Raw genomic sequence first — 26,957 nt, 5'->3', positions numbered from 1 at the left:
CAGCAACGCCGCCGCTCGCGCCCACCGCGCGAGGGGTGCGCAATGTCGTCTTCGTCGAAGGGGTACGCACGCCCTTCGGCAAGGCGGGCGACAAGGGCATGTACGCCGGGACCCGGGCGGACGACCTCGTCGTCAACGCCATCCGCGAGCTGCTGCGGCGGCATCCGGAGCTGCCGCCCGAGCGCGTGGACGAGGTGGCGATCGCCGCGACGACGCAGATCGGCGACCAGGGCCTGACCATCGGCCGCACCGCCGCGCTGCTCGCCGGGCTGCCGAAATCCGTGCCGGGCTTCGCGATCGACCGGATGTGCGCGGGCGCGATGACCGCCGTCACCACCACCGCGAGCGGCATCGGCTTCGGCGCGTACGACATCGCCATCGCCGGCGGCGTCGAGCACATGGGCCGCCACCCGATGGGCGAGGGCGTCGACCCGAACCCGCGGATCGTCGCGGACAAGCTGGTCGACCCGACCGCTCTCGTGATGGGCCAGACCGCGGAGAACCTGCACGACCGCTTCCCGGAGATCACCAAGGAGCGCACGGACGCGTTCGCCGCGCGCAGCCAGGAGCGCTACGCCGAGGCCGTGAAGACCGGCAAGATCGGTCCCGAGCTGGTTCCGGTGGCGACGAAGTCGAAGGAACTCGGCTGGGGTCTCGCGACCGAGGACGAGCCGCCGCGCCCGGGCACGACCGTCGAGCAGCTGGCGAAGCTGAAGACGCCGTTCCGCCCGCACGGCCGGATCACCGCGGGCAACGCGGCCGGTCTCAACGACGGCGCCACCGCGGCGATCCTCGCCGACGAGGACACCGCGCGCGAGCTGGGCCTTCCGATCGGGATGCGGCTGGTCGGCTACTCGTTCGCGGGCGTCGAGCCGGAGGTCATGGGCATCGGCCCGGTGCCGGCCACCGAGAAGCTGTTCCAGCGCACCGGTCTGTCCATTGAGGACATCGGCCTGTTCGAGATCAACGAGGCGTTCGCGGTGCAGGTGCTCGCGTTCCTCGACCACTTCGGCATCGCCGACGACGACCCGCGGGTCAACCAGTGGGGCGGCGCGATCGCGTGCGGCCACCCGCTGGCCTCGTCCGGCGTGCGGCTGATGACGCAGCTGTCGCGTCAGTTCGCCGAGCGTCCGGACGTGCGCTACGGCCTCACCACGATGTGCATCGGCATCGGCATGGGCGGCACCGTGATCTGGGAAAACCCGGCCTACAACGGCTCTGAGGGGGCGAAGTAATGACTTTCACCGCTGAAGAGGCGAAGGCCGCGTTCCCGGACGAGGTCGTGACCGACGCGGTCACCAACCTGGTCAAGGTTCCCGGGCTGGACAAGCCGGTCGCGCTGATCACTTTGGACAACGGCCACGACCACACGCGGCCGAACACCTTCGGCCCGCAGGGTCTCGTCGCGCTGAACACCGCGCTGGACAAGGCGTTCGCCGCCGAGCCCGCCGCGATCGCGGTCACCGGCAAGCCGTTCATTTTCGCGGTCGGCGCGGACCTTTCCGGCGTCGAGGCTGTGTCGGACCCGAAGCTGGCGCGCGAGATCGCGCAGACCGGGCACGACGTGTTCCGCCGGCTCACCGAATCGAAGATCCCGACGTTCGGGTTCGTCAACGGCGCGGTGATGGGCGGCGGGCTCGAACTCGCGCTGTCGTGCCACTACCGGACGCTGTCGGAGAACACCGCGGCGATCGCGTTCCCCGAGGTGTTCCTCGGCCTGTTCCCGGGCTGGGGCGGCACGCAACTGCTGCCGAACCTGATCGGCCCGGACGCCGCCGTCACCGTGATCATCGAGAACGCGCTGGCGCAGAACAAGATGCTGAACGTGCGCAAGGCCGCCGAACTCGGCATCGTCGACGAGGTCTTCGGTTCCGCGGACTACCTGGAGCAGTCGCTGCTGTGGCTGGCGAAGGTCGTCAACGGCGAAATCACCCCCGCCCGCCGGGAAATCGACCGCGGCGCGGAGTGGGACGCGGCCGTCGCGCGCGCCAAGTCCGTCGTGGACGGTCGCACGCACGGTGCTTCGCCGGGCGCGACCAAGGCTGTCGAGCTGCTGGAGCTGGCGCGGGAGAACGATCTCGACCGCGGTTACGCGGCGGAGACCGACGGGCTCGCCGAGCTGCTGATGTCGGACGTCCTGCGCGCCGGGCTGTACTCGTTCAACCTGGTCAACAAGCGGGCGAAGCGACCGGCCGGCGCGCCGGACAAGTCGTTGGCGCGCAAGGTGAACAAGGTCGGCATCGTCGGTGCGGGCCTGATGGCCAGCCAGCTGGCGCTGCTGTTCGTGCGCCGCCTCAAGGTGCCGGTGGTGCTCACCGACGTCGACCAGGCGCGCGTCGACAAGGGCGTGGGCTATGTCCACGAGGAGATCGACAAGCTGCTGGCCAAGAAGCGCGTGTCGCCGGACGGCGCGAACCGGCTGAAGGCTTTGGTGACCGGCTCGCTCGACAAGGCCGCGTTCTCCGACGCGGACTTCGTGATCGAGGCCGTTTTCGAAGAGCTGGGCGTGAAGCAGCAGGTGTTCGCCGAGCTGGAGCAGCACGTCTCCCCCGAGACGATCCTGGCCACGAACACCTCGTCGCTGTCGATCACCGCGATGGCCTCGAAGCTGCAGCACCCGGAGCGCGTGGTCGGCTTCCACTTCTTCAACCCGGTGGCCGTGCTGCCGCTGCTGGAGATCGTGCGCGGCGAGAAGACCGACGACGCGGCGCTGGCGACCGCGTTCTCGGTCGGCAAGCAGCTGAAGAAGTCGAGCGTGCTGGTGAAGGACGCGACGGCGTTCGTCGTGAACCGGCTGCTGCTGCGCTTCCTCGGCGAGGTGCTGGTGGCCGTGGACGAGGGCACGCCGTTCGACGTGGCCGACTCCGCGCTGGAGCCGCTCGGGCTGCCGATGTCGCCGCTGAACCTGATGCAGCTCGTCGGCCCGGCGATCGCGCTGCACGTCGGCGAGACGCTGCACGGCTCGTTCCCGGACCGCTTCACCGTGAGCGAGAACCTGGACAAGTTCGTGAAGGCGGGCAAGAAGGGCGTGTGGACCTGGGACGCGACGGGCACGCCGTCGGTCGACCCGGAGGTCGCCGCGCTGTGGACGCAGGGCGACCAGCCGTCCACCGCCGAGCAGGTCCGCGACCGCGCGCTGAACGCGATCGCGGAGGAGGTCCGGATCATGCTCGACGAGGGCGTGGTCGCGGAGGCCCAGGACATCGACCTGTGCCTGATCCTCGGCGCGGGCTGGCCGTTCTGGCTGGGCGGCATCACGCCGTACCTCGACCGGGCGGGCGTCTCGGAGCGGGTCAACGGCAAGCCGTTCCTCTCCCAGGGCGTCGCTTCGGTTCCGGCGTAAAGCCTTGGCGGAGCCGCCCTGTTCCACGGGGCGGCTCCGCCGTGAACCCGGACACATCGAGCGCTTCGTGACCTTCCAGGCACCAGCCGTTCACTACTGCCCCATAGCGTCCTGCCGAATCTTCGGAGCAGGTCAGGAGCAGGATGAACACCACGGACCCGGGCGGCGTCGGCCGTCGCGGCTTCTTCAAGCGGGCGGGGCTCGTCGGCGCCGTCGCGGCCGGGGCCCCGGTGCTGGCCTCGGGCCAGGCCGACGCCATGGACCTCGATCTGGGGCTCGACCTCGGGATTGATCTCGACTGGCTGTTCGGCCGCCGCTACCAGTGGGTCGTCGGCGATCACCACACGCACAGCCAGTACTCCTACGACGCGATGTACACCATCGACCGGATCGCGGCCGGCGCGCGCGAGCACGGCGCGAAGTGGATCGTCTTCACCGACCACGGGCACGCGACGCACGAGAAGTCGTCCGTGGAGCCGACCAGCCGCGACGTGCTCGCCGCGCAGCGGAGGCATCCGGATCTGCTGCTGTGGCAAGGCATGGAGTGGAACGTGCCGGGCGCGGAGCACGCCACGCTGTTCTTCCAGGCCGGGCGCGACCAGGCGAGCGTGCTGCGCGAGTTCGAGCGGAGTTTCGACTGGCGGCTGACCGGGTCCGAATCCTCCAGCCCGGAGCACGAAGCGTTGGCGCTCAAGGGTTTGCGGTGGCTGGCCGAGCAGGAACGCACACGCCGGATCCACGCGCCGGTCGTGCTGATCAACCATCCGCTGCGCAACGGCCGGGTGTCGCCGCACGAACTGCGCAACTACCGCGACACCGCGCCGGGCATCGTGATCGGCATGGAAGGCGCGCCCGGCGCGCAGGCCGACGGATTCCCGAAGCCGCAAGGCAATGGCGGCGCGCGAGGCGGCTACGGCAACAGCCCCGGCGGCGACTCGTGGCCCGGCTTCCCGGCCGAGGCGTACCGGACGTTCGGCGGCTGGGACTGGACCACCGCCAAGGTCGGCGGGCTGTGGGATTCCTTGCTGGCCGAAGGAAAACCGTGGTGGATCACCACGAACTCCGACTCGCATTACAACCGGGGCGACCAGCTGGTGCGGCCGTCGGTGCCGGACGGCTGGTACGAGCAGAACGGCAAGTACCCGGACCCGGTCGACAGCGGGGTGCCGCAATTGTCCGCGCCGTACGCGGATTTCTACCCCGGCGAGTTCAGCCGCACCGTGGTCGGCGTGCGTCGGCCGGGCTTCGAGGGCGTGCTGGAGGGTCTGCGCGCGGGCCGGATTTGGCTGTCTCACGGCGGTTTGGTGCAGCAGCTGGAAGTCGGCGTGCTCGGCGGCGGGGACTGCGCGACGTTCGGCGGACGGCTGCGCGTGCGCCGTGGCTCGACCGTGACGGTCGTCGTTTCCGCGGTGACTGCGTACCGGCCGAACGGGTCGGGTTCGGTGCCTCGGCTGGGTCGGCTGGACCTGATCTCGGGCCCGGTCACCGGCCCGGCGGCGGATCGCGACGCGATGACTGCGCCGGGTACGCGGGTCGTGGAGTCGTTCACGCCTTCGCGCGGATATGCGGGACGGCGGGTCATGTTCAAGCACACGTTCCGCAACGTGCGGGAGCCGTTCTACGTCCGGGTGCGCGGGACGGACGGGAAGCGGCACGTCGCCGGCGGGATCGAGCCGGCGATGGACGTGATCGGGCAGGCGAATCCGTACGAAGACCTGTGGCTGTACGGGAATCCGACGTTCGTGGACGTCTACTGAGGACAGTTCGACGGCAGGCGCGGACCGATCCGCGCCTGCCGGCTTCAGATCTCGACGACGGTGAGCAGCCGGTCCAGTCCCACGAAGTCCTTCAGGTTCCTGGTCAGCAGCGGAATCTGCTGCGCCGCCGCCGTCGCCGCGATCTGCAGGTCCGTCCGGCGGGGTCGCGGATCCCGCCCGAACCGCCGGACCAGCGCCGCGCCCGTGCCGTACATCTTGGCCTCGTCGACGCCGAACGGCAGCACTGCGAACTGGTCGAGCACGCGGCGGTAGCGCTCGACCCGCTCCGCGAGCCGGACGGGATCGTCGGCGGCGAGGCCGTAGGCCAGCTCCGCGATGGTCACCGAACTGACCGCGGGCACCGCGGACGCGTACGGGCCCAGGTCGAGCCGTTCGAGATCGATGACCACCGAGGTGTCGAGCAGTACCCGGGACGGAGCGGTCACCGGTCTTCGCCGGGCTCGCCGAGGCGGTCCGGCCCGAAGACGGCGTCATCGGCTTCCCGCTCGCGACGCCATTCGGCGCTGTCCATCGGCGGCAGCCCGCGGAAAGCTTCCTGGATCTCGCCGAGCGTCCGGGCTTGCCGCGGCTCCTCCGGGGCACGGTGCGGCACCAGATCGGCTACCGGCTTCCCGTTGCGGGTCACCACGAACGACTCGCCCGCCGCCACGCGTCGCATGATCTCCGCGTTGTCGTTGCGCAGCTCTCGCTGGCCGATTGCGTGCCCCATAGACACCACTGTAGCACTTTTGCGCGAAAGTGCTACAGTTGTGCTACACCGCAGGCAACCGCACCGTCACCGCCAGCCCGCCCCCGACCACCGGCTCCGCGGACACCGTCCCGCCGTGCGCCTGCACCGCCGCGCGCACGATCGACAGCCCCAGGCCGGCTCCCGAACGCGCCGTCCGGGCCACGCCCGCGCGGCGGAACGGCTGGAACAGCTCCGGCACCGCCGCCGGGTCCAGCAGGCCGCCCGACGAGCGCACCCGCAGGATCGACCACTGCGCGCCCGGCTCGGTCGTCACCTCGATCCAGCCGCCGTCGACGTTGTGCCGCACCGCGTTCTCGACCAGGTTTCCCGCGATCCGTTCCAGCAGAGCCGAATCCCCGATCGCCGGGGACGGCTGCATCGCGAAATCCGCGCGCAGGCCCCGTTGTTCGGCTTCGCCCCGGACCGCGGACCAGGCCCGTTCCACGAGCGCCGTCAGGTCCACCAGTTCCCGCGTCACGAGACCGGCTCCGTCCGTCCGGGCCAGCAGCAGCAACGAATTCACCAGCTGCCCCGCCCGGTTCGTCGCGTCCAGGACCACCCCGGCCATCCGGCGGAACTCGGCCTCGTCGGCGTGTTCGTCGGACAGCGTGACGTCCAGTTCCGTGCGGATCACCGACAGCGGCGTGCGCAATTCATGGCTCGCGTTGGCCACGAAATGGCGCTGCGAGTCGAACGCGTCCTGCAAGCGGTCGAGCATGGCGTCGAAAGTCCGGGCCAGCTCGGCGAGCTCGTCGCGCGAGCGGATCTCGCCGATGCGCTCCCCCATCGACTCGATCGACAGCCGTTGCGCGGTCCCGGTGATCTCGCGCAGCGGACGCAGCACGCGGGAGGTGAACGTCCAGGCCAGAATCGCCGCCGCGGCCACCACGAAGCAGAACGCCAGCGAGCCGAAGATCAGCACCCGGGTGACGGCGTGCGTGCGCAGATGCTGCGCGAGCGTGGACGCGTCCACGTCGATGCCGTCGACCCGGACGATGGTGCCCGGCGGCATGTGCGGCACGGCGTCGACCGCATCGCCGACGAGCGTCCAAGCCAGCCACAGCAGCAACAGCCCCGCCGCGGCGACCAGGACGGTCGCCAAGACGGTGACGCGCACCCGCAGGCTGCGGGCGCCGGGAAGCTTCACTCGGAACCGGCGACCGACACCCGGTAGCCCGAGCCGACCACGGTCTCGATGATGCCCGGCTCGCCGAGCTTCTTGCGCAAGGTCATCACGGTGACCCGGACGGTCGTGGTGAACGGGTCGGCGTTCTCGTCCCACACTCGTTCCAGCAGTTCCTCGCTGCTGACCACGGATCCGGCCGCCGACAGCAGCACCTCGAGCACGCCGAACTCCTTGCGGGTCAGCTCGACCGGCCCGCTCGCCCGCCGGACGGTGCGCTTCGCCGGGTCCAGCTCGACGTCGCCCGCGGTGAGCAGCGGCGGCGCGGCGGGCGTCGCGCGGCGGCCCAGCGCCCGCACGCGCGCGACCAGCTCCGGGAAGGCGAACGGCTTGGCGAGATAGTCGTCCGCGCCCAGCGACAGCCCGTCCACCCGGTCGGACACCGAACTGCTCGCGGTCAGCATCAGCACCCGCGTCAGCTCGCCGGACGTCACGATCTCGCGGCACAGGTCGTCGCCGGACATCCCGGGCAGGTCGCGGTCGAGCAGCACCACGTCGTACCGCGTGACGGACGACTTCTCGTGCCCGTCGTCGCCCGTGAGCGCGATGTCGACGGCCATGCCCTCCCGCCGCAGCCCGCGGGCGATCGCGTCGGCCAACGGCTCTTCGTCTTCGACTACCAGAACTCGCACCAGACCACAATCCCATAGTTTCCTGAGAGCACCTGAGAGACCTGAATGGACACTCGCGCTCACCCCCACCGCAGCGCGAACCACAGTCGCATCCGCGTTTCCGGATCAGCCAGTTCCGCCCCCAGCGCTCGTTCCACCTGCCCGATCCGGTGCCGCACGCTGTTGCGGTGCACGCCGAGTTCGGTCGCGGTGCGGTCCCAGCTGCCGTGGTTCGCCAGCCAGGTCCGCAGGGTCGGCACCAGCTCGCGGCCGTGTGCCCGGTCCAGTTCGCGCAGCGGGGCCAGCAGACGCTCGGCGAACGCTCCTGCCGCGGCGGGCGGGATCAGCTCGTCGAAACCGAGCGGATCGGCGCTGGCGGCCAGCGGGCGGGCCAGCGCGCGGGCGCGGGCGAGCAGCAGTTCGGTTTCCGCGACGGCAGCAGGGAGGTCCGCGGCCGGGTGCGGAGGACTCGCTACCGCCAGCCAGCCGTGTTCGAGGAGGCCGTCCAGATCGCCGAGCTCGCCGGTGATGGCATAGAACCGCGGGCCGGGCAGGACCTGGACCAGCGGGGTGTCGAGCCGTGCGCGCAGCCAGTCCGGGCGTCGAGCCAGGGCGTCCGGACCGCGTCGGTGGGCGATTCCGGCGACGAGCCGGGCGTGATCGCTGCCGACGACTCCGGCGAGTGCCGCCGCGCCGGGGCCGCCGAGCAGCAACGCGGTGGCCGCGGCGCCGAGTTCCGCGCTGTCCGACCCGGCGCGGCCGACGAGTCCCAGCAGCGCCGCGCCGACGGCCAGGATCGCCCGGTCCCCGCTGTCGAACCGCTGCGCCCGGCCGACCACGACCAGGTGCGCGGCCGTCGCCTGCGGGTACACCGGCTGCGCGACAACGTGAATGCCCTCAGGCAATTCGGTGGAGGCGATGCGGATTCCGGAGCGGGCACGCAGGGTCGCGAGCAGTTCCTTCACCGGCGACGGCAAGGGCTGCGGTGCGTCGTAGCCCGCCGCCAGCACGTCTCCGGCACCGACCATCGCGACCCACCCACGCAACCGTCCGGCAAGCGCGGCGACCAACTCCCCCAGGCCGCCGCCCGCGGCTCGCGTCAAAGCCTCTCGGCCTTCCGCCAGCCGTCGTTCTTCGTGCCGCCCAGCTTCGGCCAGCGCGACTGCGACAGCGCGGTTGATCGCCAGGAACGGCGTCGCGGGCGGAACCACCAGCAGCGGCAGGCCGTGCTCCGCGCAGGCATCGCGCAGCGAGGACGGCAGGGTTTCCGAGACCGTCGGGGTGAGGCCGAAGCCGAGCGCGGTGACGCCCGCGTCGCGCAGCCCCCGGACGTAGCGGTCGGCATCCTTCGGCAGGTTCACGCCCGCGGTCAGCACGAGTTCGGCGCCCACCAGGTACGGCGCGGGGTCGGCCAGTTCGCTCACGTGCGCCCACCGCACCGGCCGGTCCAGCGCGCCCGGGCGCAGCGTTTCGGGCACGACGTCGAGCGCCAGCTCCGGGTTGCCCGCGACGGTGCGTAGTGGAACTGTCACCTCCGCGGGCAACAGCACGTCGTGGTGGGTCATTTCAGCCAATCTTCCGCGAAGTCCTGGATACATCGTCCCATGCCGCCGCGGGGTCGCCCGACTCTACGGTGTCCCGCAAGAACCCCACCCCGTTTCAAGGAGGACCCGTGGGCGGCGACTATGCGGTGATCGCGCTGTACATCGCGGGCATGATCGGGGTCGGCTGGATCGGCCTCCGGCTGGCCAAGACCAAATCCGACTATCTGGTCGCCGGACGGCGGCTCGGCTGGTTCATGTACTCCGGCACGATGTCGGCCGTCGTGCTCGGCGGCGCGTCGACCGTCGGCGGCGTGAAGCTCGGCTACACCTACGGCATCTCCGGCGCGTGGCTGGTGATCACGATCGGCGTCGGGATCCTCGTGCTGCACGCGGTGTTCGCGCGGCGGCTGGTGAAACTGCGCGTCTACACCGTCGGCGAGATGCTCGACCTGCGCTACGGCGGCCGCGCGAGCGCGGTGTCCGGCGTGGTGATGTGGGGCTACACGCTGATGCTCACGGTCACCTCGACGCTGGCGTTCGCGTCGATCTTCAAGGTGCTGTTCTCGATCCCGAGCTGGGCCGGGATCGCGATCGGCGGGTCGATCGTGGTGCTTGTGCTGGGCATCGTGGCCATCGGAATCGCAATGCTCGTGGACGACGTCGTCAACGCGCTCACCATCGCGTACGACATCCTCGTCGGCGGCCTGCTCGTCACGATCATCGGCGCGCTGTTCTGGAAGCGCGGTACTCGCGAAGGCGCGTACGCGTCGATGGTGGCCGGCACGGTGTCCGTCATCGCTTTCATGATCATCGACGGAGTTGCGGCCAACAGTCCGATCTATTGGGGTCTCGGCGTCAGCCTTGTCGTGTACATCGGCGTCAGCCTCGCGACACCGCGTACGCCGGACAGCATTCTTTCTGTGTGGACACAACGTCTTCACGGTTCCGAAGCCGCTGAAGATCTCAGCGCATCCGAAACCCGACAGGAGTTGACCCAGTGAGTGAACAGCGTCCGGTCGGCCCGCTCGACTCGTCGCAGATCCCGCGTTTCGCCGGCTTCGCGACCTTCGCGCGGCTGCCGCGGATCGACGAAGTGCCGAGCGCCGACGTAGCCGTGGTCGGCGTGCCGTTCGACTCCGGCGTGTCCTACCGCCCCGGCGCGCGGTTCGGTCCTTCGGCGCTGCGCGAGGCGAGCCGGCTGCTGCGGCCGTACCACCCGGGCCTGGACGTTTCGCCGTTCGCGGAGAAGCAGGTCGTCGACGCTGGCGACATCGCGGTCAACCCGTTCCACATCGGCGAAGCGATCGAGAAGCTGCAGCAGGAAGCCGAAGCGCTTACTGCGGGCGAGACGAAGCTGGTGACCGTCGGCGGTGACCACACCATCGCGCTCCCGCTGCTGCGCGCGGCCTCGAAGAAGCACGGTCCCGTTGCGCTGCTTCACTTCGACGCCCACCTCGACACCTGGGACACCTACTTCGGCGAGCCGTACACGCACGGCACGCCGTTCCGTCGCGCGGTCGAAGAAGGCATCCTCGACACCAGCGCCGTGTCGCACGTGGGGACGCGCGGCCCGCTGTACGGCAAGCGCGACCTCGAAGAGGACCGTCGCCTCGGCTTCGGCATCGTCACCTCCGGCGACGTACTGCGCCGCGGCATCGACGAGACCGTGGACGCGCTTCGGCAGCGCATCGGCGACCGTCCGCTGTACGTGTCCGTCGACATCGACGTGCTCGACCCCGCGCACGCCCCCGGCACCGGCACTCCGGAGGCGGGCGGCATGACCAGCCGCGAACTGCTGGAGATCCTGCGCGGACTGCGCGGGCTCAACCTGGTCGGCGCGGACGTCGTGGAACTGGCCCCGGCCTACGACCACGCCGAGATCACCGCTGTCGCCGCTTCGCACGTCGCCTACGACCTGGTCAGCCTGCTGGCGCTGGGACGCGACGCATGACCCGGATCGGCGGCGACGTTGTCGTAGAGACGCTGCGGGCGCTCGGTGCGGACACCGTGTTCGGCCTGCCCGGACAGCACGCGCTCGGCCTGTTCGAGGCGCTGCGCCGGGCCGACGACCTGCGCGTCGTCAGCTCGCGGGTGGAGAACAATCTCGCCTTCGCCGCGGACGGTCACGCGCGCGCCCGGCTCGCCGCCGATCCGCACGGCCCGGTGCCGGTCACGCCGATGATCGTGTCGACCGGCCCCGGCGCGCTGCTCACGCTGGCGTCGCTGCAGGAATCGCGCGCGGCCTCGGTGCCGGTTCTCGGTATCTCCAGCCAGATCCCGGTCGCCGGGCTCGGCGGCGGACGGCACGGTTACCTGCACGAATTGCCGGACCAGCAGGCCAGCTTCCGCGATGTCGTCAAGTCGGTGCACGTGGTCCGGTCGATCAGCCAGATCCCGACCGCGCTGCGCGAGGCGTGGGAATCCGCCGCGACCGCGCCGTACGGGCCGGTGTGGGTGGAAATCCCGCAGGACGTGCTGCTTGCCGAGACGAACCTGCCGCAGCTGACCACCGTGACCGCGGCTGTCGCACCGCTCGAACCGCTGCCGGAACTGGTGGCCGAAGCCGCGAAACTCCTTGACGCAGCGAAGAATCCGGTGATTCTCGCCGGTGGCGGCGCACTGCGTTCGGGGGCGCACGACGAACTGCGCCAGCTCGCCGAAACCCTGCGAGCGCCGGTGGTGTCGACGTTCGGCGGCAAGGGCGTTTTCGCCTGGGACCACGAGCTGTCCGCGCAATCGTGGATGGAGGACTGGCACACCACGGAATTCCTCTCCGCCGCCGACGTTCTGCTGGTGCTCGGCTCCGGGCTGGGCGAGCTGTCCAGCAACTACCGCGAGTTCGCGCCGCGCGGGCAGGTCGTGCAGGTGGAAGCGGATCTCGGGAAGCTGGAGTCGAACTACCCCGCGCTCGGCCTGCACGCCGACGTCCGGCACACCCTCCGCGCGCTGCTGGACCAGCTCACCCCGCGTTCCGCGGACGGTCGTGCCGAGGCAGCGGTGAAGGATCTGCTCGCGCGCGTGGAGTCCAGGTTGGACAGTCAGCCGCTCACCGCGGAGCGGAAGCTGCTCGACGACATCCGCGCCGCGCTCCCCGACGGCACGCAAACCTTCTGGGACATGACAATCGCGGCTTACTGGGCGTGGTCGGTGTGGAATCCGGACGGCGCGCCGATCCACACCGCGCAAGGTGCGGGAGGCCTCGGCTACGGCTTGCCCGGCGCACTCGGCGCCGCTGCGGCAGGCGTGCGGTCGCTGGCGGTGTCCGGCGACGGCGGCGCGATGTACGGCCTCGCCGAGCTGGCCACCGCCGTGCAGCACCAGCTCGACGTGACCTGGCTGATCGTCGACGACGGCGGCTACGGCATCCTGCGCGAATATCTCACCGGCGCGTTCGGCCAGACCACCGCGACCGAACTGCCGCGACCGGATTTCGTCGCGCTGGCCGAGTCGTTCGGCATCCCCGCCCGGAAGACCACTGTGGACACTGTCCGCGCCGACCTCGCCGACGCGCTGCGCACCCCCGGCCCGTCCGTCGTCGTTCTTCCCGCGCTGCTGAAGATGTTCGCCCCGACCCACTTGGAGCATTCGTGACCCACATCCGCAACTTCGTCGGCGGCGCTTTGGTCGACATGCGCGACACCGAGGCGACCCTCGAGCTGACCGACCCGGCCACCGGCAAGGTCTTCGGCACGAGTGTCCTTTCCGGACGGAACGAAATCGACCTCGCGATGGAATCGGCGGCGCGGGCGTTCCAGTCGTGGCGGCGCAGCACTCCCGCGCAGCGCCAGGAAGCCCTGCTCAAGATCGCCGACGCGCTGGAAGCCCGCGCGGAGGAATTCGCCGACGCCGAGGTCCGCGAAACCGGCAAGGTCCGCTCGGTCGTGCTGGACGAGGAAATCCCGGAGTGCGTGAGCACGCTGCGATTCTTCGCCGGTGCGGCGCGGCAGCTCGAAGGAACTGGCGCGGGCGAATACCTGGCCGGGCACACTTCGGTGATCCGCCGCGAGCCGATCGGCGTGTGCGCGCAGATCGCGCCGTGGAACTACCCTCTGATGATGGCCGTGTGGAAGATCGGCCCGGCGCTCGCCGCGGGCAACACCGTGGTGCTCAAGCCCGCGGAAACCACGCCGTCCACCGCCGTGCTGCTGGCCGAAATCGCGGCGGAATTCCTGCCGCCGGGCGTGTTCAACGTCCTGTGCGGCGACCGCGAAACCGGCCGCGCGCTGGTCCGGCACCCGAACACCGACCTGGTGTCCATCACCGGCTCGACGCGCGCCGGCATCGACGTGGCCACCGTCGCCGCGGCCGACCTCAAGCGCACCCACCTGGAACTGGGCGGCAACGCTCCCCTGCTGGTCTTCCCGGACACCGACCTCGCCGACACCGCCGAGCGGATCGCCGACGCCGCGTTCTACAACGCCGGCCAGGACTGCACCGCGGGCAGCCGAGTGCTGGTACACCAGAGCGTCCACGACGAATTCGTGGCGGCACTGACGAAAACCGCCGCCACCCGTCGCCCGGACGTCGACTACGGCCCGCTCAACAGCCGCGCCCAGCTCGACCGCGTGCTCGGGCTGCTGGAACGGCTGCCGTCGCACGCCCGCGTCGAAACCGGCGGCACCGCGACCGGGCCGGGCTTCCAGCTCGCGCCGACCGTCGTGTCCGGTCTCCGCCAGGACGACGAACTGGTCCAGGAAGAAGTCTTCGCTCCGGTGATCACCGTCCAGTCGTTCGCCGACGAGACGGAAGCGCTGAAGCTGGCTAACGGTGTCCCGTACGGCCTGGCTTCTTCGGTGTGGACGAACGACGTCGCCCGCGTCGCCCGGGTGTCACGCGATCTCGATTTCGGCTGTGTGTGGGTGAATACGCACGGCCCGCTGACCGCCGAGATGCCGCACGGCGGGTTCGGCCACTCCGGGCACGGCAAGGACCTCTCGGCGTATTCGTTCGCCGAGTACACCCGCGTCAAGCACGTGATGACGAGGTTCGAGTAATGAGCGACAAAGTCACCGAGGTCGAACAGCACGGCATCGCGCCGATCCCGCCCGCCGAACAGACGTCCCGGCCGCGCGACCTGTTCCGGCTCGCGTTCGGCGGGGCCAACACGTTCGCCACGATCATCCTCGGCACGCTGCCGATCGCGTACGGGCTGAGCTTCTGGGCCGCGCTCGCGGCGACTGTCGCAGGTGTGGTGCTCGGCGCGCTCGTGCTGTCCCCGATGGCTCTGTTCGGCCCGATCACCCGCACCAACAACGCGGTTTCGTCCGGCGCGCACTTCGGCGTGGTCGGCCGATGCGTCGGTTCGTTCCTGTCGCTGCTCACCGCGATCACTTTCTTCGCGATCTCGGTGTGGGTGAGCGGCGACGCGGTAGCCGGTGCGGCACAACGGCTTTTCGGCATCGACGGCGGCCCCGTCCTGCGCGCGATCGCCTACGGCGTGATCGCGATCGCCGTCCTCGTCGTGTGCATTTACGGCTACCGCTTCATGCTGCTGGTCAACCGCGTCGCCGTCACCCTCGGCACGCTCATCATGCTGGTCGGGATTTTCGCCTACGGCGGCTCGTTCGACCCGTCGTTCACCGGCAGCGGCAACTTCGCCCTCGGCGCCTTCTGGCCGACGTGGATCCTGGCCGTGCTGACCGTGATGGCGAACCCGATCTCGTTCGGCGCGTTCCTCGGCGACTGGTCGCGCTACATCCCCGCGACCCACTCGCGCCGTTCGCTGCTGGCCGCGCCGTTCCTCGCGCAACTGGCGACGCTGCTGCCGTTCGGCTTCGGCATCGCGACCGCGACCCTGGTCGCCGACCCGGCCGACTACGTCACCGGCCTGACCGCGATTTCCCCGCTCTGGTACGCGATCCCGCTGATCATGGTCGCCCTGATCGGCGGATTGTCCACCGGCACCACCGCGTTGTACGGCACCGGACTGGACTTCAGCTCGATCTTCCCGCGCCTGTCCAGGGTGCGGGCAACGCTGCTGATCGGGACGCTGAGCGTGCTGTTCATCTTCGTCGGCAACTTCGTGCTCGACATGGTGTCCAGCATCAACGCGTTCGCGACACTGATCGTGCTGTGCACGTCGCCGTGGATGGTGATCATGATGATCGGCTACGTGCAACGCCGCGGCTATTACGACCCGGCCGACCTGCAAGTGTTCAACGAAGGCCGCACCGGCGGCCGGTACTGGTTCCACCGGGGCGTGAACTGGCGCGCGATGGCGGCCTGGATCCCGGCGACCGCACTGGGCCTGCTGTGCGCGAACACGCCGATGATCACCGGACCGCTGGCCGGGATCGCGGGCGGGGTGGACATCAGCCTGGTGGTGACGCTGTGCACGGCGGCGGTGGCGTATCCGGTGCTGGTGAAGGCGTTCCCGGAACCGCGGGAGGTCTTCGGTCCTTCTTCGGCTGTCGCTGCGGAAGCGGTGGCTGCCGAGGCGTGATTCGTCACGGGGCGAAGCCGTCGAACAGCATTCGGAGACCGACGGTGAATTGTTCGTCCCAATCCCGGGCGGCCTGGTCTGCGGCGAGTGCTTCGGTCAAGGGGAAGCGCGCGTCCGCAGCCGGCCGCCACTCGTCCTCGGACCGGGAAATCGACTGCTGTTCGAAGACCAGATAGCCGAACAGGTAGCTGCCCCAGGTGCGGTGGGCGTCGAGGAGTTCAACGCCGCGCAAACCCGCGGCCGCCAGCGCGGCGTACTGCGCTTCCCTTGCCCGGTCGGCATTCTCCGCGCGCACCGGCCTCGACAACAGTTCGGGCAGCATCGCCGGATGCGCACGGACCTCGTCGCGCAGCAGGTGGCTCAACGCGAGCAGGTCCTCGCGCCAGTCGCCGGTCGGCTCGGGCGGCGCCCGGTAAAAGCTCTCGACCAGCGCGTCGAGAAGTTCGGCCTTGCTGGCGAAATAGTGGTAAAGCGCCATTCCCTCGACGCCCAGCTCACGCCCGAGCCGCCGCATCGTCAGCGCGCCGAGCCCCTCCCGATCGACGACGCGCAACGCCGCGGCAAGGATGCCCGCCCGGTCGATCACGTGTTCCACGCGACTACTTTACAACATAAGATCACTGTTTTACGCTGTAAAAATGCGCGCACGGTACGGGGTTGACGCCCCGAAGGTGATGCTCGCGTTCGGAGCGCTGTGCCTGGTCGCCACGGCGGCGGTCCGCCCGCTCGCGAGCGCGATCCGCGGCTGGGCCGGGAATCAACCCGGCACCGTGGCGTACTGGCTCCTGAGCGCCTACGCGGCCTCGTGCTGGGGAATGCTGTTCTGGAGCGGATACGGCAGCATCCGCGGAAAACGCCGGAAATGGGCTCGGCTGCTGGACGAACTGCACCCGAGCGGGGACGAGCGAATCCTGGAATTGGGCCCGGGCCGAGGCGCCGTGCTGATCGAAGCGGCGCGGCGCGTGCCCCGGGGATGCGCGGTCGGCATCGACCTGTGGCGCACGCAGGACCAAAGCGGAAACACCTCGGAGCACCTCCTGGCCAACGCCGAGGCGGCAGGCGTCGCCGGGCGCGTCCGGGCGGTCACCGGCGACATGCGCTCGCTGCCCTTCGAAGACCACGCGTTCGACCTGGTCGTGGCCAGCCTCGCAATCCACAACCTGCCGGCCGGGGACGCCGGCCTCGCTTTGGCGGAAGCAGTACGAGTACTGGCCCCGGACGGCAGGATCGTCATCCTGGACTACCGCGACACCGACCGCTTCGCCGACCTCCTCCGCGCCGCCGGAGCCCAGGACGTTGTCCACAGTGGACGTTCCTGGTTGCTGTACCCGCCGGTGCGGGTCGTGCACGCGAGAAGCCCTCAGGCCCCGCAGCGCAACGCGCCGGTGGCGACCCCGGCGGCCCAGAGCGACGCGGCCGTGAACCAGAGAAAACCGTCCCGATGAAGGTTGACCGAATGCCCGGATCGCGGCAATACGATCGCCTGCGGGCACGCCTTCGGCCCGTAGTAGGGGCCTTCCGCGGCGAGCACGGACGCCGCGGAGGAGCAATCGGCGGCATGGGGGCCGCAGTAAAGCCGGTCGTGCTCGCCGACGACCAGCAGCACGGGCACAGTGATCTGCTTGGTGAGCTGGTTCGCGGTGCCCTGGGTGATCAGCTCGTAGAGCCCGAAGGTTTCCTTGCGGGCGATGTCGTCGGCGATCACCGCGGCGTCGGCGAACTGCCGGTCGTAGAAGAAGCGGCGCGAGTCGTCGGTCAGCGTGAAGTAGAGCGGCTCGTCCGGCGGCACCTCGGCGGCGAGCCGGGGCACCTCGCGCGGATCCTGCACGAGCGCGGCGAATTCCTGCGAGATGTCGGGGTTCACCACGTGCAGGCTGTCGGTCAGGATGACGCCGTCCACGTCGGCGTAGGTCGCCGCCTCGGCCTTGACCACATCGCCGCCGTAGGAGTGGCCCGCCAGGAACACCTTCCGCTGCGGGGAGCCGAAACCGCCGAGCCTGGCGCGGCTGACCAGCTGGTGGAGAACGGCGGCGTCGCTCTGCACGGTGAGCAGCTTCGCGGGCGGATGACCGCTCAGCCCCACCCCGAGCCGGTCGATGTCGAGAGTGTCGAATCCGCCCGCCGCCGCGAACCGCACATAGGAGTAGAACTCCGGCTGATGCGGGAAATCCCAGTAGTTGTGGTCGTAGGTGTAGCCGTGAACCAGAATCTGCAACCCCAGCGACACTCCGGCGGCGTGGCAGTACCGGCCCCACAGCGGATATTCGGCCGACGATCCGGGAACGGTCACCGGTACCGTGGTGACCGTGCACCGCGGCCCGCCCGCCGCCGCGGGAGCGGACAGCATCTGAAGCAGGACCGTCGCCGCCGCCAGTGCGGCAAGTTTCACCCGCAAGGCATTCATGGTTTCCCCCTCTTCCCCTTGGCCGGGCAAGCGAACTTCCGGACGAGCCGTTCAGAGCCCCAGCTCGCCTGCCCGGATGACAGCCTCGACGCGGTTGCGCACGCCGAGCTTGTAGAACACTTTCCGGAGGTGGTACTCGACAGTGCGGCCGCTGATGTGCAAGTGCTCGGCGATCATGTGGTTGCGCAGGCCCCGGCGGACCAGCTGCAGCACTTCCCCTTCCCGCGCGGTCAGCGTGGTCGCCAGCGGCGTGGTGAACGAGGTGAACGCGCCGGAAAGCGGGTCGACCACCACCAGCCCGTCGTCGGCGAGGTCGATCGCCCGCAGGAACCGGCTCAGCGGAGCGGTTTCGGCGAGGTACACCGCGCACCCGCGGCGCAACCACCGGTCCGCCCGTTCCGGATCGCTGTCCGGCCCGAGGACCGCGAGGCGCACGTCGGAAAGCCGGACCCTCGCGGTGTAGAGCAGCTCGACCATCGACTCGTCGTCGAGGCCGCTGCCGAGCACGAACCACGCGGGGAACGCCCGCACGAGAAGATCGTGCAACTCGGCCCGGTCGCTGCCGCAGCAGTGGATGGTCGCCCGTCCCGTGCGGAACTCGGCCGGCCGTCCCTCGAGCACCGTCCAGCCGCCGACCACCACGACCGAGCGGAGCCCCGGGTCGCACCGGAGCTCGGCCCCGGCCATTCTTCGCCTGATCATTTCTCTCCCCCAGCCGGACGCGATTAGGGCGATGGGCCAGGGCGGAAAACACCGCATGCCAGCACGAAACAGGCATGCCGGCGCAATCCGTTTGTCCGTCGGGTGCGAAATCGCCGCACGCGGCCCACCCCCAGGTCAGTGCACTGTACTTTACACGGTAAACCTGCTGTCCACCTCCTTCGGAACGCACCACCCGAACGGCGGATTCGCCCGAACTCCCCGCAGCGGGGCTGTCCGCCGGAAACGGTTTCGAGCAAAACCGGCGGCCGGGCCGGATCGCCGCTGTCCTGGCTCAAAGCTGCGGCAAGACCTTTTCGACGAACAGGTCGAGGGTGCGCATCGCGACGTCCCCCGGCATGGTTCCGCAATCGATCTGCCACAGCAGCGTGTCGATGCCGAGCAGTTCCCGGAGCCCGCCGATCTGGTCGACGACCTCGTCCGGGCTGCCCACGACCGCCGCCCCGCGCGCACGCATCCGTTCGGGCGAGTCCTCCGCGAGCGCCTGGCCGAATCCGCTGTAGCGCGGGTAGTCCGCCGAACTGGCTCCGTCCCAGGCACGGGCGCTGGCGGCCCAGACGTCGAGGTAACGGCGCAAGTGCACATCCCCCTCGGCCACCGAGGTTTCGTGGTCCGGGGCGATGAACACGGGCAGGCTCAGCGCGATCTCCGGCGCCGCGTCCGGTTCGAGCGGCGAAGCCCGGAACGATTCCCGGTAGATCGCGAGGAAATCGCGCTGGGTTTCGAATCCCCGGATTCCCGGGGTGACCAAGAGCCGGAAACCCTGTTCGGCAATCCACGCGAAACTCTGCCGCGATTGCACCGCGGCGATCCATACCGGCGGATGCGGTCGCTGAGTGCATTTCGGCAAGTTCGACGCCTCGTGCAAGGCGAAAAACGGAGTTTCGACCGTCACCCGGTCTTCGGTCCACAGCCGGCGCACCGTCTGCACGGTCGCGACGAACCGCTCGCGGCTCCCGTCCATGGGCACCCCGAACGCGGCGAACTCGTACGGCAGGTAGGCCCGCGCGAACCCGATGTCCGCCCGCCCCGCGCTCAGCGCGTCGAGCATCGCCGTGTGCGCCGCGATCTGGAGCGGGTGGTGGAACGTCGCCATGATCCCGCCGGTCATGAGCCGGATGCGGCTGGTGCGCGCGGCGACCGCCGAGAGGAATTGCAGCGGGCTCGGGCAGTAGCCGCCGTAGGCCCGGAGATAGTGCTCGGTCATCTTGACGTAGTCGAGACCCGCTTCGTCCGCGGCCTCGCACAACCGGATCGCGTCGCGGTAATAGTCGACCGGCGACTGGGTCCCCGGGTCGCCGTCGGGCAGGAAGGACAGGCCGAAACGCATCGCACACATCCTTTCGGGAGTGCCTACCAGGTGGACATCACCGTGACGACGGCGTGGGCTACGACGAGCGGGCGCACGTCGGGATTCGCGATGAAGAGCAAGGTGTGGACGGGAACCGTCACCGCGGCGGCGCTGAGCGGCATCAGGAACCCTCGCCACGAGGTCGGCGGCAACAACTGCGCGGCCAGCCCGAAACCGATGGCGCAGAGCGCGGCCCAGCCGAGCCCGAGGGGACGCGCGGCGGCGACCGGGACGACTCGCAGAAGGTATTCTTCGGCGAGCGCGAAGCCCAGGATTACCGCCGCGGTCCGGAGCCGGCCCGCCCCGGGCAACGATCTGCCGAGACCGCGGATCCAGCCGGAGCCGCGCGGCCAGTCGTCGCATCGGGCCAGACGGGAAACCAGAAAACAGACCATGCCGGAGGTTCCGGCTTCGGCGAGTCCGAGAGGCGCGCCGAGCGCTGCTTGCCACCAATCTCCGCGCGCGAAACCGGCAGCGGCGAGAAGATCGACGCCGACGAGGAAAAGCAGGAGCGTGAGCAGGACGGCGCTGCAGAGCCAGACGATCACTCCGGCTTGAGTCCTCACCAGCGCCGCCAACTCGGCGTGCGGGCGCCTGCCCGCCGCACGCAGCCGCCGGGCGATCAGCTCCGGCCAGCGGGCCAGCCATTTGTCCGCGTAGGCGTACTGGCCGGCTACGCCGGTCGCCGCGAGCGCGGACATCAGGCCCGCGATCACGGTGTCGCCTGTCGGGCGCGTGCCTCCGACCAGGTGCGGAGGTTGAACCAGAGGTGCGCGGCGACCGCGGCGGCGACGGTGCCCGTGCCGAGCACGACGGTCGTCGCGAGGAGACCGAGCGGCATCTTGCCCGCGACATGCGCCCAGCCGAAGGGCAGGTGGAGGAGCCCGAACCAGCAGGTTGCTCCGAGCAGGGCGAACGCAGCCAGAACCGGCTGCAGCCGCAGGCACTCCGCGAGGACAAGACCGCGGTAGGCGAGCTCTTCGAGCACAGCGAGGAGAAGCGTCCAGCCGAGGCCGAACGCGGTTTCCGCGGCCCGGCCCGCCTCCGCCAGCCGACGCGGTCCGGCGGCCCGGTCCGAGGCCGGAGCCGAGGCCGCCGCACCGACTCCGGCGGGCCGCACGCCCGTCAACCGGTTCGCGCCGTCCTCGACGGGGGCCGTTGCCGTCCGGAGCCGGAGCGCGTGCCGGACCACCGCGCGGTCCGCGATCCGGGCGGCTTCGCCTGCGACCAGGCCGACCGGCACCGCTGCGAGCAGCGACCACCAGTACCGGTTCCACGCGATCGGCTGCACGAGAAGGCCGGGCGCCACCGCGCAGGCCAGCACGACTGTGTAGACGAACAGAAACGGACGCGTGCGCAACGCCGCGAACCTGGCACTGAGCGCGACCGCGAGACTTCCCGAACCCATACAGCCCAGAACGACAGTCGCCGGGACGTAGGCGGTCATGCGTAGGGATGGGGGTCGGCGTTGCGCGCCGTGCCGTAGTCAGACAGCCGCCGATGGGCAAGCATCGGCACGCTCGGCAGCGTCAGCGGCAGCAGATCAGGCGACCAGACCCGGAAAACGCGGAAGCCGAGCTGCACGCAGTCCACTGTGGACACATCGAGAGCGACGAGTTCCTTTCCGGACGCGCGGAACGCGTCGACGAGGAAGCGGTTCTCCGCCGCAGGCGAAAGCACGACGTCGGCCGGAAGGTCGCTGGCGGCCAGCGGAGGTCCGCTGGCATAGCGTTCCTGAAGCGCCTTGCGATGTTGCGGAAGGGCGTAGTACGCGATGTTGGCGTCGAGATCGAACATGCCGCCGACGTCGAGATCGACGGCACGCCAGCGATCGGCCTTGTCGTCGATGGTCGCCTCGAGCAAGGTGGCCTTCCCCAAACCGAAAACTCCCGCGGCCTCCACGTACGCCTTGTACATCGATCTGTTGAGCCGCAATTCGCACCCGATCCCGACGGCGGCCGCGGGCACCTGGCCGTTGCGTTCCCCCAGCACGCAGGCGATCGTGTGTCCCGGCAGATCGGCACTGGGCAGCCAGTAGAACTCGGCGGACGGGCCGTTGGCGGGCAGGCTCCTGGCCAATACCGCGGCCAGCGGCGAGGTGCGCTCGTCGAGTTCGATGCGATGCGCCGCACCGCCGGCGCACCAATGTCCCATCGCCGCGTCCAATTGCACCGCTTCGAGCAGCGCACTGCGCAAGGCCAATTCGGGGACGACGTGCGCGGCGCCGCCGGTCGTCACCCCGGGCACTATGCGGGGCTCGCCCTGATCGCAGCGAGCCGCGTAGCCGAGCAGAATCGATTGCGCGGGCACCCAGACGGGCTTGCCGTCGATCAGCGACGGCGCCTCGATCCAGCCGAGGGGTTTGCCCGGCGAGTACTCCTGGAAGAGGAAATTCGCGGCCGCGTGCTGGTCGGCGGTGAAAAACCGGAGAACCCGCGCGTCGACGACCCGGCCCTTGCCCGGCTCGAGTTCGTCCGCCGGGCACAGCCGGATGCGGCCGGCGGCGCTGACTCCGGACAGCAACTGGCAGTATCTCTCGACGGTCTCCCCCAGCGACCGGATCAGTGCCTCGTCGAGGCACAAGCCGGCACCGCCGATGTGGTAGGGCGAGACGCCCCGGGGCCGAGGCTGCTTCTGCAGCAAGTGCACCCCGGTCAGCTCTGCCCCGGAGACGACCACCCGCGGCCCGTACCGGCCCGGGAGCAGCGAGGAGATCTGCAGATCCAGCCCGCAGAACGGGCCGAACATCCGGTCGAGCAGCCGACGGGTTCCGGTGGACATGCGCTGCTCGGCGATCCGCTGCTTCAGCTGCATCTGGCTACCTCTCGTTCGTGCGGACTTCGTCGAGGACCAGCTCCCGGATGTCGAAGAACAACTCCCGGTCGTCGCGTTCCAGCGTCGCCCCGCAGGCAGGACAGCCAGGCAGCCGGAGCACCTCGGTGAACGAGATCTCCATCGTCGGCAGGTAGACGCACAGGGCTTTCTGGTCGGTGAACCCGCTGCCGGTCAGATGGTGGTTGATCGTTTCCATCGCCAGGTGCGAAGCCAGCAAGCCGGTCAGCGCGGGCTCGAGCGGCGCTCTGCCGTGCCTGACCCGGCTCTCCGCCAGCGCCCGCTTGTACCGCAGGTAGCTGTCGGCGTCCCGCAGGTTCATCGTCACCCGGGTCTCGAAGCACTCGTAGCAACTGGTACGGCCGGGCAGGAACATCGGGCCGGCGATCACCAGCGGTCCGTCCAGAGAGCCGTGCAGCCAGGGAATCCCGAGTTCGAGCGCGACCCGGTTGAACACCCGCGCCGACGCCGGATCCGGCACCGCGGTGACGAACACGGCGAAGTGGTCCTGCCAGGATTCGAAGACCGGCAGCGTCTCCTGGAGAGCGATGCCGTCGAGCAGCCAGGCGGGATCCCGTTCGGTCACGGCGAGCCATGCGGGATCGTCGGGCGGCACCCTCCGCACCCCGGTTTCGCCCAGAGAGCCGGACAGGGAAGCTTCGAGCTTCCCGGTGAGCTGTTCGTCGCCGAGCAGAAGGACGGGGAGAGGCCGGTGTTTGCTCTGCTGGCTCGTCCGCAGAGCGGGGGTCGCCAGATCGGCGTAGTGCTGCAGCGCCGAGGTCGGCCCGGACTCCTCCAACGCGCCGAGCCCTCGCAACTGGTCCATGACGACTTCGACGTCCGACCGCGGCATGTCGAGTTCGCGCGCGATTTCCGACACCGCGCGGGTGCCGTCGAGGCGCAGCAGCACCTGCGCGAGGGTGCCGGTGCCGGCGTCGTCGTTGAGCGAGATCGACACCGGGTTCCACACGCCGTACCGCAGCTCGACCGAATCGCTGCTGTGCGGCACAACGGAATAGTGAGGCATCAGTCGTGGGTTCACCGTGGCCACAGTGGCTTCCCTTCCGCGCATGAGTGTCCGTTGTGGACTCTCGAACCGGCTCAGGCGGGATCGCCGAGCACCATCGTGTGCACGAGCATCGTGTAGGTGCCGTCCATCCCCAGGACGGCGTGCGCTTCGTCGTCGTAGACGGACGAACAGTCGACGCTTCCGATTCCGAGCGCGGTCGCGGCGAGGTGGATGTTCTGCGAAATCTGCCCGGCTTCGAGGAACAAGTGCCGGACCCCTCTCGCCCCGTATTTCCGGATCAGCCGCCACGGCCTGCCGGTGAAGACGAGCACGGCCGCGGCTTTGTCGTAGGTGATCGTCGTGACGTCGTCGCCGGTCGCGAAAGCACCGAGAAGACGGTCGACGAGATCCGGACCGCCGGCTCGCAGCAGCCGGTCGGAAAGGGCGTCGTAGCGGTACATCCCGCGGGCGAGTCCCTGCACGTTCAACGCGGCCACCTGCAGTTCGGTGGCGTGCAGCGCGCCGCCGGACGGCGTGAACCGCAGGTGCAGCCAGGTCTTCCCGCCGCGCGGATGCGCGACCTCGCCTTTGGCGCTGATCCCGCCGCCCGCCCGGACCACCGTCGCGAGGCCGGTGAAGCCGATCGGCTCGCCGCTGTAGCGTTGGACGCTCCGCCTGCGCAGCATCGTCTCGCCTGCCGAGAGCTCGAGGGCGAACCCGGCGGGGAGTTCCACCGCGTCCTCGACGTCGGGCTCCTCGCCGTTGAGCGTGGCCATGACGCCCGCGGCGTCGATGAAGAAGCCTTGCTGGGACTGGTGCTGTTCGCGGTCGTCGAATCGCACCCTGCTGTTGATCAGGAACTCCTCGGCCACCCTTGCGTCGCGGTGGTGGCTGTGCGAACGGTGCCGCAGCCCGAACGGCCGGAACGCGGTGGAGGAGACCGACGGATACACCGCGGTGAAGCTGTTCTCGAACACGGCGTCCCGGATCAACGAGGGTGCGGGCCGTTCAGTCATCGGGTCTTTCACGGGACCTCCTCGCTCCGGCTGCGGCGGCCGGTCATCGGCCGGCCTGGGTCCCGTCCTGGACCCGGTCGTGCTGGATCTCGTCCCCGAGCGTCTCCAGCGACTTGGTCAGCGCCAGTTCGTTCTGCCACTTGAGCCATTGGGCGTGGCTGAGCCCGATCTTGAAAAGACCGGTCTTGAACGCGTACTGGGAATGCGGGGCCGGCTCGAGCAGGTTGATCACGTTGCCCGACGGGTCGCGGAGCCTGGCCATCGTGCCGACGCTGTGGGTGATGGAGCCGGGATGCATGCCCCGGCTGGTCAGGAAGTTCTCGTACTCGCTGAACTTCTCGTCGTAGATCGGCAGCTCGAACCGCTCCCCGACCTCCTCGCCGCCGAGTTCGCACAGCTCGCGCATGGCGGTTTCGAGATCGTCGACGGCGATGACGGGGAACGGGGGCCGTCCCGCGTCCTCCCATTCCTCGTTCTTCCGGTACTCGACGGAGAACATCGTCGCGTCGATCGAGACGGGTGCGTAAAAGACCCGGACGACATCGGTCCAGGTCCGGCTGAACTCGATGGCGAACATGTGGGAGTAGAACCGCGCGGTCGCCTCGCAGTCGTCCCGGCCGGCAGGCATGACGACGATGGCGAGCTTGGCTTCGAAAGGCATGGACAACCCCTCTTCCGGCAGTACGGATTTCGGGCAGTTCCGGATCGGCCGGGCCTGCTGACGGCAGCAGTGCGGCACGACGCGGGTTCGGCGCCGTGCCGCCTTCGGCCGTGCTTCGCAGGCCGGCCGATCGTCACTCGGTGAAGGTCGAAGCGCTGCAGCAGCAGCAACTGCACGAGCTGCTGACGCCGGGCACCAGGATCCGCCAGCCACCCGAGCTCAGGGTGGAGGCCAGGTCCAGCCCGGATTGGGCGCGGTGGTCGACGAACGCGGTCGTGGTCAGGCGCATGGGTGTCTCCCTTGTCCGTGGCGGATGCCCGGCTCGAACACCAGTCGCGGCGAACCGATTCCGGGCAAGGGAAAGTATTCAACCGGGCGGTCTCGCGGGCCGACAGGTGAAACCCCTGTTCTGGACTGGGGTTTCCCGCAGGCAGGCCGGGCCGCGATTCGCCTTGCCGCGCAACGAAATCAGTGCGCGCAGCTCCACCGGGCCGACAGAATCGTATCCGCCAGCGCGGCCGTCGAACCCCGCGCGGTCCCCCGGTGGCTCAGCACGAACGTCACCGATCCCGGATCGGGCAGCCCGGCGACCGGGACCAGCCCCTCCGGCACCACCGACTCCGCGAACAGGCCGACCCCGAGCCCGGCCTGGAGCGCGACCCGCAGACCGTTCAGTCGTTCGCTGACGCAGCCGATCCGCCACTGGATTCCGTTGCGGCGCAACGCGTTCAGCGCGCGGGCCCGGGTGACGCTCGGCTCCGGGTAGAGGACCAGCGGAACCGGCTCGCCCGGCGCCAACTCCAGCCCCGGCGCGCCCACCCACACGAGCGGATCCCGCCGCACGCCCTGTCCGGAGTCGCGTTTGGCGAGCACCAGGTCGAGGTCGCCGTCGGCGAGCCGGGAATGCAGCACCTCGCTCAGCTCGACCGACAGTTCGAGGTCGATCCCCGGATGCGCTCCGCGGAACCGGCCGAGGACGTCCGCGGCGTGGCCGAGCAGGAAGTCCTCGCACACCCCGAACCGGACCCGCCCGCGCGGGCCCGGCCGGGAGAAATAGCGCAGTGCGCGGTCCTGCTGGTCGAGGATGCCGCGGGCGAAGCCGGTCATCGTCTCGCCGTCGCCGGTGAGCCGCACGCTGTGCGTGTCGCGCTCGAACAGCACGCTGCCGAGCGCGGTCTCGAGGCGGCGGACGTGCTGGCTCACCGTCGACTGCCCGAGAGCCAGCCTGCGGGCGGCCTCGGAGAACCCGCCCGCCTCGGCCACGGCGAGAAAAGTGCGCAGCAGCACCGGATCGATCACTACTCCGGAGTACCACTCTCGGTACGCGACCGTG

The 26,957-nt window shown here is 69.8% G+C and carries 26 protein-coding genes; 9 read left to right on the top strand and 17 right to left on the bottom strand.

What is annotated here, in order from left to right:
* The first annotated feature begins 35 nt into the window (after positions 1–35).
* The 3 genes from ACZ7OI_RS30585 to ACZ7OI_RS30575 all read left to right on the top strand — a co-directional run bounded on the left by ACZ7OI_RS30585 (position 36) and on the right by ACZ7OI_RS30575 (position 5,100).
* Positions 36–1,235, top strand: coding sequence for a thiolase family protein (locus ACZ7OI_RS30585; protein WP_470267638.1), 1,200 nt, complete (start codon positions 36–38; stop codon positions 1,233–1,235).
* Positions 1,235–3,343, top strand: coding sequence for a 3-hydroxyacyl-CoA dehydrogenase NAD-binding domain-containing protein (locus ACZ7OI_RS30580; RefSeq protein WP_470267576.1), 2,109 nt, complete (start codon positions 1,235–1,237; stop codon positions 3,341–3,343). Before ACZ7OI_RS30585 ends, ACZ7OI_RS30580 begins: the two co-directional genes overlap by 1 nt.
* Before the next feature lie 143 nt (positions 3,344–3,486).
* Entirely contained in the window at positions 3,487–5,100 is a 1,614-nt protein-coding gene (locus ACZ7OI_RS30575) for a PHP domain-containing protein (RefSeq protein ID WP_470267575.1), read from the top strand.
* 44 nt (positions 5,101–5,144) lie between these two features.
* Here ACZ7OI_RS30575 and ACZ7OI_RS30570 read toward each other — a convergent pair whose 3' ends face one another.
* From ACZ7OI_RS30570 to ACZ7OI_RS30550, 5 genes are read right to left on the bottom strand one after another with little or no spacing between them, the layout of a single operon-like run.
* Complete coding sequence (locus ACZ7OI_RS30570) at positions 5,145–5,546, bottom strand: PIN domain-containing protein (RefSeq protein ID WP_470267574.1); 402 nt, start codon at positions 5,544–5,546, stop codon at positions 5,145–5,147.
* On the bottom strand, positions 5,543–5,830 hold the full coding sequence (locus tag ACZ7OI_RS30565) for a type II toxin-antitoxin system Phd/YefM family antitoxin (protein ID WP_470267573.1): 288 nt from the start codon (positions 5,828–5,830) through the stop codon (positions 5,543–5,545). The genes ACZ7OI_RS30570 and ACZ7OI_RS30565 overlap by 4 nt, the downstream gene beginning before the upstream one ends.
* Positions 5,831–5,873: 43 nt before the next feature.
* Complete coding sequence (locus ACZ7OI_RS30560; RefSeq protein WP_470267572.1) at positions 5,874–6,998, bottom strand: sensor histidine kinase; 1,125 nt, start codon at positions 6,996–6,998, stop codon at positions 5,874–5,876.
* Positions 6,995–7,666: a response regulator transcription factor gene (locus tag ACZ7OI_RS30555; RefSeq protein ID WP_344267515.1), complete on the bottom strand. Its 672-nt coding sequence runs from the start codon at positions 7,664–7,666 to the stop codon at positions 6,995–6,997. Before ACZ7OI_RS30555 ends, ACZ7OI_RS30560 begins: the two co-directional genes overlap by 4 nt.
* Before the next feature lie 59 nt (positions 7,667–7,725).
* Entirely contained in the window at positions 7,726–9,210 is a 1,485-nt protein-coding gene (locus ACZ7OI_RS30550; RefSeq protein WP_470267571.1) for a PucR family transcriptional regulator, read from the bottom strand.
* A 107-nt stretch (positions 9,211–9,317) separates the two neighbouring features.
* Here ACZ7OI_RS30550 and ACZ7OI_RS30545 point away from each other — a divergent pair, with 107 nt between their 5' ends.
* The 5 genes from ACZ7OI_RS30545 to ACZ7OI_RS30525 are packed head-to-tail and all read left to right on the top strand — an operon-like array spanning position 9,318 to position 15,631.
* Positions 9,318–10,190: a sodium:solute symporter family transporter gene (locus ACZ7OI_RS30545; protein ID WP_470267570.1), complete on the top strand. Its 873-nt coding sequence runs from the start codon at positions 9,318–9,320 to the stop codon at positions 10,188–10,190.
* Positions 10,187–11,140 (top strand): agmatinase, encoded by a 954-nt coding sequence (gene speB, locus ACZ7OI_RS30540; RefSeq protein WP_470267569.1) that lies wholly within the window; start codon positions 10,187–10,189, stop codon positions 11,138–11,140. The genes ACZ7OI_RS30545 and speB overlap by 4 nt, the downstream gene beginning before the upstream one ends.
* Positions 11,137–12,780, top strand: coding sequence for a thiamine pyrophosphate-binding protein (locus ACZ7OI_RS30535; RefSeq protein ID WP_470267568.1), 1,644 nt, complete (start codon positions 11,137–11,139; stop codon positions 12,778–12,780). Before speB ends, ACZ7OI_RS30535 begins: the two co-directional genes overlap by 4 nt.
* Complete coding sequence (locus ACZ7OI_RS30530) at positions 12,777–14,183, top strand: aminobutyraldehyde dehydrogenase (RefSeq protein WP_470267567.1); 1,407 nt, start codon at positions 12,777–12,779, stop codon at positions 14,181–14,183. The genes ACZ7OI_RS30535 and ACZ7OI_RS30530 overlap by 4 nt, the downstream gene beginning before the upstream one ends.
* Positions 14,183–15,631, top strand: coding sequence for a purine-cytosine permease family protein (locus tag ACZ7OI_RS30525; RefSeq protein ID WP_470267566.1), 1,449 nt, complete (start codon positions 14,183–14,185; stop codon positions 15,629–15,631). Before ACZ7OI_RS30530 ends, ACZ7OI_RS30525 begins: the two co-directional genes overlap by 1 nt.
* A 4-nt stretch (positions 15,632–15,635) precedes the next feature.
* On the opposite strand, the gene ACZ7OI_RS30520 is transcribed toward ACZ7OI_RS30525, so the two are convergent.
* A complete protein-coding gene (locus ACZ7OI_RS30520) occupies positions 15,636–16,226 on the bottom strand; it encodes a TetR/AcrR family transcriptional regulator (RefSeq protein ID WP_470267565.1) in 591 nt (196 codons plus the stop codon).
* A gap of 43 nt (positions 16,227–16,269) precedes the next feature.
* Here ACZ7OI_RS30520 and ACZ7OI_RS30515 point away from each other — a divergent pair, with 43 nt between their 5' ends.
* On the top strand, positions 16,270–17,076 hold the full coding sequence (locus ACZ7OI_RS30515; RefSeq protein ID WP_470267564.1) for a class I SAM-dependent methyltransferase: 807 nt from the start codon (positions 16,270–16,272) through the stop codon (positions 17,074–17,076).
* Here ACZ7OI_RS30515 and ACZ7OI_RS30510 read toward each other — a convergent pair.
* The 11 genes from ACZ7OI_RS30510 to ACZ7OI_RS30460 all read right to left on the bottom strand — a co-directional run bounded on the left by ACZ7OI_RS30510 (position 16,992) and on the right by ACZ7OI_RS30460 (position 26,923).
* A complete protein-coding gene (locus ACZ7OI_RS30510; protein ID WP_470267563.1) occupies positions 16,992–18,035 on the bottom strand; it encodes an alpha/beta fold hydrolase in 1,044 nt (347 codons plus the stop codon). The two genes, ACZ7OI_RS30515 and ACZ7OI_RS30510, sit on opposite strands and share 85 nt — an antisense overlap.
* Before the next feature lie 51 nt (positions 18,036–18,086).
* Positions 18,087–18,737, bottom strand: a complete 651-nt coding sequence (locus tag ACZ7OI_RS30505; protein ID WP_470267562.1) for a response regulator transcription factor — start codon at positions 18,735–18,737, stop codon at positions 18,087–18,089.
* Positions 18,738–19,029: 292 nt separating this feature from the next.
* Positions 19,030–20,085, bottom strand: a complete 1,056-nt coding sequence (locus tag ACZ7OI_RS30500) for an LLM class flavin-dependent oxidoreductase (RefSeq protein ID WP_470267561.1) — start codon at positions 20,083–20,085, stop codon at positions 19,030–19,032.
* 23 nt (positions 20,086–20,108) lie between these two features.
* On the bottom strand, positions 20,109–20,822 hold the full coding sequence (locus ACZ7OI_RS30495) for a hypothetical protein (protein ID WP_470267560.1): 714 nt from the start codon (positions 20,820–20,822) through the stop codon (positions 20,109–20,111).
* Complete coding sequence (locus tag ACZ7OI_RS30490; RefSeq protein ID WP_470267559.1) at positions 20,819–21,553, bottom strand: CPBP family glutamic-type intramembrane protease; 735 nt, start codon at positions 21,551–21,553, stop codon at positions 20,819–20,821. Before ACZ7OI_RS30490 ends, ACZ7OI_RS30495 begins: the two co-directional genes overlap by 4 nt.
* Positions 21,550–22,920: a YcaO-like family protein gene (locus ACZ7OI_RS30485; protein ID WP_470267558.1), complete on the bottom strand. Its 1,371-nt coding sequence runs from the start codon at positions 22,918–22,920 to the stop codon at positions 21,550–21,552. Before ACZ7OI_RS30485 ends, ACZ7OI_RS30490 begins: the two co-directional genes overlap by 4 nt.
* Before the next feature lie 4 nt (positions 22,921–22,924).
* Complete coding sequence (locus ACZ7OI_RS30480; protein WP_470267557.1) at positions 22,925–23,947, bottom strand: TOMM precursor leader peptide-binding protein; 1,023 nt, start codon at positions 23,945–23,947, stop codon at positions 22,925–22,927.
* A gap of 92 nt (positions 23,948–24,039) precedes the next feature.
* Positions 24,040–24,975: a SagB/ThcOx family dehydrogenase gene (locus ACZ7OI_RS30475; RefSeq protein ID WP_470267556.1), complete on the bottom strand. Its 936-nt coding sequence runs from the start codon at positions 24,973–24,975 to the stop codon at positions 24,040–24,042.
* Positions 24,976–25,006: 31 nt separating this feature from the next.
* On the bottom strand, positions 25,007–25,624 hold the full coding sequence (locus ACZ7OI_RS30470; RefSeq protein WP_470267555.1) for a VOC family protein: 618 nt from the start codon (positions 25,622–25,624) through the stop codon (positions 25,007–25,009).
* A 133-nt stretch (positions 25,625–25,757) separates the two neighbouring features.
* Positions 25,758–25,913, bottom strand: coding sequence for a hypothetical protein (locus ACZ7OI_RS30465; RefSeq protein WP_470267554.1), 156 nt, complete (start codon positions 25,911–25,913; stop codon positions 25,758–25,760).
* A gap of 179 nt (positions 25,914–26,092) precedes the next feature.
* Positions 26,093–26,923, bottom strand: coding sequence for a LysR family transcriptional regulator (locus tag ACZ7OI_RS30460; RefSeq protein ID WP_470267553.1), 831 nt, complete (start codon positions 26,921–26,923; stop codon positions 26,093–26,095).
* Between the last annotated feature and the right edge of the window lie 34 nt (positions 26,924–26,957).

This window comes from Amycolatopsis sp. NPDC114503 (genome assembly GCF_055633655.1).
Note: the sequence above shows the minus strand (reverse complement) of the source record. Positions and strands in the feature narration are given on the sequence as shown.